Origin of the sequence: Streptomyces sp. NRRL WC-3742, assembly GCF_000720635.1 — a bacterium.
GTDB lineage: Bacteria > Actinomycetota > Actinomycetes > Streptomycetales > Streptomycetaceae > Kitasatospora.
Genome location: NZ_JOCF01000035.1, coordinates 80,116 through 89,485, shown reverse-complemented (window position 1 = coordinate 89,485; position 9,370 = coordinate 80,116). Strand labels below are relative to the sequence as shown.

Sequence of the window (9,370 nt, the reverse complement as noted above, 5' to 3'; positions counted from 1 at the left end):
CAGTTCGGAGAGGTGCTCGACGTGGTCGAGGGCGGCGCGGTTGAGCGCGTCGCGGGCGTCGTCCTCCTCGCGGGCGGTGTGCTCGGGTTCGAGGGCGAGTCCGGAGCGGTTGACGACGGCGGCGAGGGTGAGGCCCTGGACGACGAGGGTGAACACGACGACCGAGGTGGTGAGCACCAGGACCAGCGGGCGTCCGGCGAGCGCGGAGTGGTCGTCGGCGAGGAGCGGGATGGACAGGGCGGCGGCGAGCGGCATGACGCCCCGGGTGCCGGCCCAGGTGACCACCCCGGCGACCCGCCAGGACAGCCGGCCGCGGCTGGGTTTGACGGCGCGGGTCAGTGGCAGGGTCCACAGGACGCGGACGGCGATGAGGACGGCGGCCAGGGCGAGGGCCTGCAGCGGCCACCAGCCGGTGCCGGCGGGCAGGTCCCGGACCAGGGTGGGCAGTTCGAGGCCGACGACGGAGAAGACGACGCTCTCCAGCAGGAAGACCACGACGGCGGAGACGGCGCCCAGTTGGAGCCGGATGTGGGCGTCGGTGAGCCGGTGGCCGGAGCGGCCGAGCAGGACGCCGGCGACCACGACGGAGGTGACGCCGGAGGTGTGCGCGGATTCCGCGAGGACGTACGCCGCGTACGGGGTGATCAGGGCGATCACGGTCTCCAGGACCGGGTCGGTGGTGCGGCGGCGGATCAGCCACACCGCCCCGGCGACGACGGCGCCGACCACGCTGCCGCCCCCGCCGAGCAGCAGCAGTTCTCCGCCGGCGGAGGGCAGGTCGACGGTTCCGCCCACCGTGACGGCGACGCCGACGGCGACCTTGAACAGGACGAGGGAGGTGGCGTCGTTGAACAGGCTCTCGGCCTGGACCAGCACCTGGACGCGGCTCGGCAGTGCCAGGCGCCGGCCGAGCGCGGTGACGGCCACCGGGTCGGTCAGCGAGGGGGCGGGTATCCGCCATCGCCGGGCGAAGGTGGCCACGGTCGTGGCCAGAACCACCAGAACGAGAACGATCCCCACGGCGTGCATCTGCAGAAACGACCCATCGCAACCACCGGGGTCGCCGAGGCCCGATCGCCGCGGTCGTCCCCCGAGCCGACCAGACTTCCCGGCACACCTGTGGTCATCTTATCGGCGTATTTGCGGGCTGGGCAGGGGGTCTCCGCCGATCCGGGCCGGTCACCGCCGCCGTCGGGCGGCCGGGCCGCCGGGCCGCCGGGCCGCCGGGCGGCCGGGCCGCCGAGCGACACGGAGCGCCGAAACGCCGCACAGTCGCTTCGACCGGAATCCCTGCCGTGAAACGCTGCACGGCGGAGGCAGGCACCGCCCCGGTGGCATGCCCCACCGCACCGCCTGGAAGGGCCACCCACGTGACCGTCTCCATCGCCCTGTTCACCCAGGACCTGCGCCTGCACGACAACCCCGTCCTGCACGCCGCGCGCACCACCGCCGACCAGGTCGTGCCGCTGTTCGTGCTCGACCCCGCCGTCGACGCCGCCGGGTTCGCCGCCCCCAACCGGCACGCGTTCCTGGCCGACTGCCTGGCGGACCTGGACGCGTCGCTGCGCCGGATCGGCTCCCGGCTGACCGTACGGCGGGGCGAACCCGCCGAGCAGACGGCCAGGGTGGCCGCCGAGACCGGCGCCTCCAGCGTGCACGTCGCCGCCGGTGTCACGGCCTTCGCCGACCGCCGCGAGCAGCGGCTGCGGACGGTGTTCGGCGGGCGCCTGCACGTCCACGACGCCTCGCTCACCGTCGTCCCGCCCGGCCGGATCACCCCGGCCGGGCGCGACCACTACGCCGTCTTCACCCCCTACCACCGCGCCTGGCAGCAGGTGCCCCGCCGCAGCGTGCTCGCCGCGCCCCGCTCCCTGGACACCCCGGCCGGGGTCGGCAGCGAGAGCCTCGTGATCGAGGTGGCCGAGGGCTCGCTCTCGCCCGCCCTGCCGCCCGGGGGCGAGACGGCCGCGCGGGCGCGCCGGCGCCGCTGGGACGTCGACGCCTACACCGACCTCCACGACGACCTCGCCGCCGACGGCACCTCCCGCCTCTCCCCGTACCTGCACTTCGGCTGCCTCTCACCCACCGAGCTCGCCGCGCAGGCCCTGCGCCACGAGGGCGCCGGAGCCCAGGACTTCGTCCGCCAGCTCGCCTGGCGCGACTTCCACCACCAGGCCCTCGCCGCCCGCCCCGACGCCGCACACCGGGACTACCGGCATCGGGAGGACCACTGGCACGAGGACGAGAAGGAGGCCGAGGCATGGCGCCGGGGCCGCACCGGCTACCCGATCATCGACGCCGGGATGCGCCAACTCGCCCACGAGGGCTGGATGCACAACCGCGCCCGGCTGCTCACCGCGAGCTTCCTCGCCAAGTCCCTCCACCTGGACTGGCGCATCGGCGCCGCCCACTTCCTCTCCCTGCTCGTCGACGGAGACGTGGCCAACAACCAGCTCAACTGGCAGTGGGTCGCGGGCACCGGCACCGACACCCGCCCCAACCGCGTCCTCAACCCGCTGCGCCAGGCGGACCGTTTCGACCCGACCGGCGCGTACGTGCGCCGCTGGGTGCCCGAACTCGCCCACCTGCCCGGCCCGTCCGTCCACCGGCCCTGGCTGCTGGACGGCGACTACCCGCCCCCGATCCTCCCGCCGGAGGAGCTGACCACCCGCTTCCGGAGCGGCCGCCCCTGACCGGCGGCGCCGCCCGTCACCCGCCGAGGAGGACATATGGACACGCTGCGACCAGGACCGGCGCACTGCCTGGTGACCGGCGCGAGCGGCTACATCGGTGGCCGCCTGGTGCCCGAGCTGCTCGCACGCGGACACGCCGTCCGCTGCCTGGTGCGCAACCCCGTCCGGCTGCGGGACCAGCCCTGGCGGGCGCAGGTCGGGATGGCCACCGGGGACGTGACCCGACCTCAGACCCTCGCCGGGGCCTTCGCCGGCGTCGACGTCGCCTACTACCTGGTGCACTCCCTGGGCACCGGACGGGCCTTCGAAGCCACCGACCTCGCGGCCGCGCGCGCCTTCGGGGAAGCCGCGGCGGCCGCCGGCGTCACCCGGATCGTCTACCTCGGGGGCCTCGTCCCGGCCGGGGTGCGCGAAGCGGACCTCTCGCCGCACCTGCGCTCCCGCGCGGAGGTCGGCCGGGCCCTGCGCGTCAGCGGCGTCCCCACGGCCGAGCTGCGGGCGGCCGTGATCATCGGCTCCGGTGGTGCCTCCTTCGAGATGCTCCGCTACCTCACCGAACGCCTGCCCGTGATGGTCACGCCGCGCTGAGTCTCCACCCGTATCCAGCCGATCGCCGTCCGGGACGTCCTGCGCTACCTGGTCGGGGCCGCCGAACTGCCGCCCGAGGTGAACCGCGCCTTCGACATCGGCGGGCCCGACGTCCTGACGTACGCGCAGATGATGCACCGCTACGCGCGGATCGCCGGACTGCGGCGGCGCCTCATCGTCCCGGTGCCGGTCCTCACGCCCCGACTGTCCGGCCACTGGGTCGGCCTCGTGACCCCGGTTCCCGACTCCATCGCCCGCCCGCTCGTCGAGTCCCTGCGCCACGAGGTCGTCTGCGGCGAACACGACGTCGCCCGCTGGATCCCCGACCCGCCGGAGGGCCTGACCGGCTTCGACCGGGCCGTCACCCTCGCCCTGCGCCGGATCAAGGACGCGGACGTCGCCACCCGCTGGTCCTCCGCCTCGCTGCCCGGCGCCCCCAGCGACCCGCTGCCCACCGACCCCGACTGGTCCGGCGGCAGCCTCTACGAGGACCTGCGCGAACGCACCGTCGCCGCGCCGCCGGAGGCCGTCTGGCGGGTGGTCGAGGGTATCGGCGGCGAGAACGGCTGGTACTCCTTCCCCCTGGCCTGGGCCCTGCGCGGGCTGCTCGACCGCCTGGCGGGCGGCGTCGGCCTGCGCCGGGGCCGCCGCGACCCGGCCCGGCTGCGGGTCGGCGACTCCCTCGACTTCTGGCGGGTCGAGGAGATCGAGCCGGGCAAGCTGCTCCGGCTCCGCGCCGAGATGCGGTTGCCCGGCCTGGCCTGGCTGGAGCTGTCCGTCACCCCGGACGGGGACGGCCGCACCCGCTACCGGCAGCGGGCCCTCTTCCACCCGCAGGGCCTGGCCGGCCACGCCTACTGGTGGTCCGTCGCTCCCTTCCACGCGGTGGTGTTCGGCGGAATGGCCCGCAACATCACCGAACGCGCCCGCCGGACACCCTGACGGCGCCCCGGTGCCCCCTTCCACGCCGACGCGGTACGTCGGTGCCCGGCCCGGTGGGGCGCAGTTCGGCCACTCCTCGCTGCCCGCAGGCGCGGGGTGCCGGGGGCGGACCTCCCGACTCGCGGCGCGGAGGGGAGCCCGGTAGGTGCGCAGCCGCCCGCCGTCACAGGTCAGCGTGACGGGCGGACAGGTGGCCGAAACAAGCGTGCAATATAACCTGTGACATTGTTCTGGTGGTCGGTGGGTGACAGGATCCACGCCAATCTCCTTCACCACAGCCCGGCGCCACGTCGGGCTGCCCCCTCGAAGAAGGACTCTGCGTGCTCCTGCGTACCAGACTCTCCATACTCGCGGCCGGCGTCGTCGCCTGCTGCGCCACGGCCACCGCCGTGCTGCCCGCCCAGGCGTTCGCGGCACCCGCCGCCGTCACCGCCGCCCCGGACGTACAGGCCCCCGTCGCGAGGGCGGGGGCCGAGAGCCCCGCCGCGCCCCTCGCCGCCCCGCAGATCCCGGCCCTGATCGGCGAGCGCCTGATGGGCCGCTCGGCCACCGAGGTGGCGACGGACGGCCCGGCCCGCCCCGACAAGTCCGCTGCCGCGAAGCCGAGTTCGAGCCCCGGCGTGGCGGCCTCCGCCCAGGCGTGCGGCCCGGCCGACTTCGCCGGCCGCGACGGGGTCGACCTGGTCATGTCGATCATGCGTCAGACCCCGGAGTGCATCCGGAGCCTGTACGACAGCGGCAGCGCCGACCCGAGCATCTTCCGGCAGTCCCGGATGCTGGCCGTGGCCGCCGCCTTCAAGGAGGCCGCGGCCGACTACACCGGCGACGACGTGACCGGTGTCCAGCAACTGGCGATCTACCTCCAGGTGGGCTACTTCATCCAGTCCCACCACCCCGAGGAGGCCGGCCCGTACACCGGCAAGCTCACCACCGCCGTCAGGGCCGGCCTGGACGCGTTCTTCGCCGGCCCCCGCTCACGCGACGTCAGCGCGGGCAACGGCCCGGTGCTCAAGGACGTGGTGTGGCTGACCGACAGCGCCAACGTCCAGGCCGGGTACCTGGGCGTCTACAAGCGCATCCTGGACGGCTACGACAACTCCTACAACACCGTCCCGACGATGGTCGGCGCGGTCAACTCCGTTCTCCAGTACCCGCTCTGGCGGGGCAACGCGAACCCGGACTTCGTCAGGGCGGTCGCCGCCGACCCGGGCCTGGCCCACTCCCTCGCGGACTTCGCGATCAAGCACAAGGACCTGATCGGCGGGCCCAACGAGGTCCTCGACACCAATGCGGGCAACGACCTGGCCCGGATGGCCGGCAGCGGCCCGGCCGTCGAGCCGAAGGTCAAGCCGCTGGTCAGGAAGGTGCTGGACTCCGCGCCGCTGCTGACGCCCGCGGCGCCGCTGTACGTGAACACGGCCGTCCAGGCCGCGTACTACAACCCCGGCCAGTGCTCCTACTACGACATCTGCAACCTGCCCGCCAAGCTCGCCTCGGTCGTCCTGCCTCACCGGCTGGTCTGCGACAACCGCACCCTGCAGGCCCAGGCGCTGTCGGCCGAGGAACTGGCCACCGCCTGCGCCAGCCTGCGCAAGCAGGACGCGTTCTTCCACGGCATCGTCAAGGACGACGGGCCGGTGCCGAACCAGTACGCGAAGACGGTCACCTTCGGGATCTTCGCCAACCGGGCCGACTACGTCACCTACTCGTGGGCGATCTTCGGCAACGACACCGACAACGGTGGCGAGACCCTCATGGACGCGACCGACCCGGACAACCAGGCCGTGACCGTGATGTACCAGAAGTCCTGGAACAACATGGACCCCGCCCGGGTGTGGAACCTCAACCACGAGTACACCCACTACCTCGACGGCATCTACGACATGAAGGGCAACTTCAAGGCCCAGACGTCCGTGCCGGACATCTGGTGGATCGAGGGCATCGCCGAGTACACCTCGTACACCTACCGCGCCGTCACCGACGTCGACGCGATGAACCAGGCCGCGAAGCACACCTACAAGCTCAGCACCATCTTCCAGAACACCTACGACAACTCGGACACGACCCGCGTCTACCCGTGGGGCTACCTGGCCGTCCGGTACATGCTGGAGAAGCACCCGGCCGACGTCCGGGCCATGCTGCAGCGGTTCCGCGTCGGCGACTACCCGGGCGGTTACGCGGTCTACAACGGCCTCGGCACCTCCTACGACGCCGACTTCGACACCTGGCTCACCGCCTGCGCCGCCGGCGCCTGCTACGCCGCGGGCCCGACCGCGCTGTTCGACACCTCGGTGAACGGCGCGACCGTCAGCGTCAAGGAACGGGCCGTGCAGACCGGGCCCGGCCGGATCGTCTCCTGGCACTGGACCTTCGGCGACGGCACCTCCTCGGACGAGCGCAACCCGAGCCACACCTACGCGGCCGCCGGCAGCTACACCGTCGCCCTGACCGCCAAGGACGACACGGGCCGCATCGCCACCACCCCGACCACGGTCACCGTGACCGCCCAGCCGGTCAGCACCGAGTCCTGACCCCGTGACCCCCTGACCCCCGAAGGACAGCACGACGAAGGACAGCACGACGACAGCACGACGCCCGGCCGGGAGTTCCCGGCCGGGCGTCGTGTGTACGGGCTGCGCCGCCGGGTCAGCGGCGCAGCGGGCCCTCGCAGGAGTAGTCCGCGGTTCCGGCCCCGCCCGAGGGCCAGACGTCGACCTTGCCGAACCAGCAGTTCATGTCGGCCAGGTTGTTGGCGGCGGCGCCGCCCCGGTCGAGGAGGAAGGTGTCGACGGTGGCGGCCATGTCCTTGCGGATCTGCCCGGCGTCGGCGGAGTTGGTGAGGTTGGCGGTGATGCGGCCGGTGCAGGTGAAGCGCATCTTGTTGTTCCAGTCGCCGTTGTCCTTGCAGTCGGGGGTGTTCTGCGTGGCGGCGGTGAAGGCGCTGCGGACCTCGGTGGCCATGGAGTAGGTCAGCTGCCCGTTGGGCGTGAAGCCGGTGGCGGGGACGTAGAGGTTGTCCGCGAGCGGGATCTCGGCGTCCAGGAACGCGGTGTACTCGCGCTGGAGGGCGGCGTCGTGGCCGAGGCGCTCGCGCCAGGCGTCGTAGCCGGCGCGGTCGTCGGCGCGCAACAGGCGGTACATCTCGGCGAGTTGATCCGGGTGCTTCTCGCCGAGCAGGTTGAAGAAGGTCGCGGCGTACGGGTAGGCGCGGAAGCCCAGTGCGCCCTGGGTGGCGTGGAGGATCTCGTCGACGGTCAGGCGGGGGGTGCCGCCCTGGTCGTCCCAACCGATCTGGCGGACCATGTACTTGCGCGCCTTGACCCCGCCGTCGCGGGTGGAGCCGGCGAAGTACTCGGCGGTGCCCTCGTTCATGGCGAAGGTGGCGTCGCCGGGCCAGCGGGTGGTGTAGCCCGAGCCGGGGATGGCCCAGCGGGCGTTGAGGTAGTGGGTGTACTCGTGCCGGAAGAGCTCCTCCAGGCTGAAGTACGACTCCTGGGTGGTGCGTTGGTAGGTGTAGAAGGTGGAGCGCTCCTCCAGGAACATGCCGCCGTTCTGGACGTCGCCGATGCCGAACAACAGGTTCTGGAACGCCTGGTAGTTGGTCTTGGTGTCGTACAGCTGGACGGTCAGCGCCGGGTGGGTGTCGTCGGCCAGCGGCTGGTCGGTGCCCAGGGTGCGGAAGAACTGGGCCTTGACCTGCTTGGTGGCGTAGTAGAGCTGGTCGGCGGTGGCCTTGTCGAGCGCGGTGCGCACGACCAGGGTGCCGTTGTCGTAGCTGTAGGTGTTGGGGAAGAGCTGGCGTTCCAGGTCGGTGCGGCAGACCGCGTACGGGCCGCAGAGCCCGAGGTCGTTGATCGGGCCGACCAGGTTGGCCCAGGGCCGGGTCATCCGGCCGAACGTGGCTGCGGCGAGCTCCAGTTCGGAGCCGAGCCGCTGCGTCAACTCCGGCTTGAGGGCGCCGATCTGGGCGAAGCGCCCGTACTCGAGCATGGCGTCCCCGGCGGCCCACTCGCTGCCGGTGCCCTTGAGGTGGGTGTAGCCGGCGTAGGCGCGGAACGCCTCGCGGTAGTCGGCGTCGGCGGCGACCGCGGCCCGGAACAGGCCCTGCGGGTCCTCGCCGACGTTGCTGATGCCCTGGAAGTTGAGCTGGAGGGCGCCCTGGACGGCCCAGTTCCAGCCGCTGTCGCCGACGGTGGGCGAGCCGGGTGCGAACGTCCGCAGGACCCGCTTGACCAGGGGCAGGCGCGCGAGCCGGAGCTTGGGGGCGGTGCCGGTCTGCACCAGTTCGCCCATGGTGCTGCCGTTGGTGGTGGTGGGTTCGAACACCCGGGGGTTGGCGGTGTAGTCGCGGATGGCGCGGTCGAGGGCGGCGACGGTGGTGTCGTCGGAGAGGTCGACCTCGGTGTGGTTGAAGTCGAAGAAGACGGCGATGTGCAGGTAGTACCAGAGTTCCTGCTGGTTGAGGTTGTTGGCGCTGTCGAAGGACGGCGCGAGGGAGCTCACCCGGGCGGCGACGGCCCGTACGTGCTCGGGCGTCATCACCTTGGCCGTCAGCGGGCTCCAGTTGACCAGCAGCGGACGCAGGCAGTCCTGGTAGGTGTGGCTGCGGTCGGCGAGGAAGTCGGCGAGCGCGGTGGGGGAGAGCGAGGTGAACGTCTCCGGGGTGCAGGCGGCGCTCCTCGCCGTGACGTCCGCCTGGACGGCGGCGGCGGCCGGATCGCCGGGCTGCGTACCGGTGGTGGGCTGGAGCGCCGCCGAGCCGGGCGAGCCCTGGGGACCGGCGGAGGCGGCCGGGGCCGGTGCGGCCGGAACCGCCGGTACGGCCGGGACGGTGGGCGCAGGCGCGGCGGTGGCCTGGACGCCCTGCACCAGGGGGACGGCGAGCGTGGCGGCCAGCGCGGCCGAGAGCAGGGTGTTGCGCACGGTGGCTCTTGAGGGCACCGGGTTCTCCTCGTGGGGTGTGGGGGTGTTCTGGTGGTGCTGCGGACGGGCGCGCGCCGGGGGAGGAGAGAGGCGGGCGTGCGCCGTCGGTACCGGTTCCGGGGGTGGGGGAACGGCAGCCCGGGGCCGGGGGACCGCGCCGGGGCGCGGGGCCTTGGAGCCCGTACGGGGAGGCCGCGGAAGCGGGTAAACGGCGTCCCCGTACG

General features: G+C 72.9%; 4 protein-coding genes and 1 pseudogene. 3 read left to right on the top strand and 2 right to left on the bottom strand.

What is annotated here, in order from left to right; genetic code table 11:
• A partial coding sequence (locus IH61_RS0120295; protein ID WP_420713981.1) for a cation:proton antiporter occupies positions 1 to 999 on the bottom strand: 999 nt, incomplete at its 3' end.
• A 371-nt stretch (positions 1,000 to 1,370) separates the two neighbouring features.
• Between IH61_RS0120295 and IH61_RS0120290 the strand changes: the two genes are divergently transcribed.
• The 3 genes and pseudogenes from IH61_RS0120290 (at position 1,371) to IH61_RS0120280 (ending at position 6,754) form a co-directional block, all read left to right on the top strand.
• Positions 1,371 to 2,693: a cryptochrome/photolyase family protein gene (locus tag IH61_RS0120290; RefSeq protein WP_031071761.1), complete on the top strand. Its 1,323-nt coding sequence runs from the start codon at positions 1,371 to 1,373 to the stop codon at positions 2,691 to 2,693.
• Positions 2,694 to 2,729: 36 nt separating this feature from the next.
• Positions 2,730 to 4,223: pseudogene (locus tag IH61_RS41155) on the top strand (SDR family oxidoreductase).
• Between the two features lie 320 nt (positions 4,224 to 4,543).
• Positions 4,544 to 6,754, top strand: a complete 2,211-nt coding sequence (locus IH61_RS0120280; RefSeq protein WP_063763231.1) for a collagenase — start codon at positions 4,544 to 4,546, stop codon at positions 6,752 to 6,754.
• A 115-nt stretch (positions 6,755 to 6,869) separates the two neighbouring features.
• On the opposite strand, the gene IH61_RS0120275 is transcribed toward IH61_RS0120280, so the two are convergent.
• A complete protein-coding gene (locus IH61_RS0120275; RefSeq protein ID WP_031071758.1) occupies positions 6,870 to 9,164 on the bottom strand; it encodes a collagenase in 2,295 nt (764 codons plus the stop codon).
• Between the last annotated feature and the right edge of the window lie 206 nt (positions 9,165 to 9,370).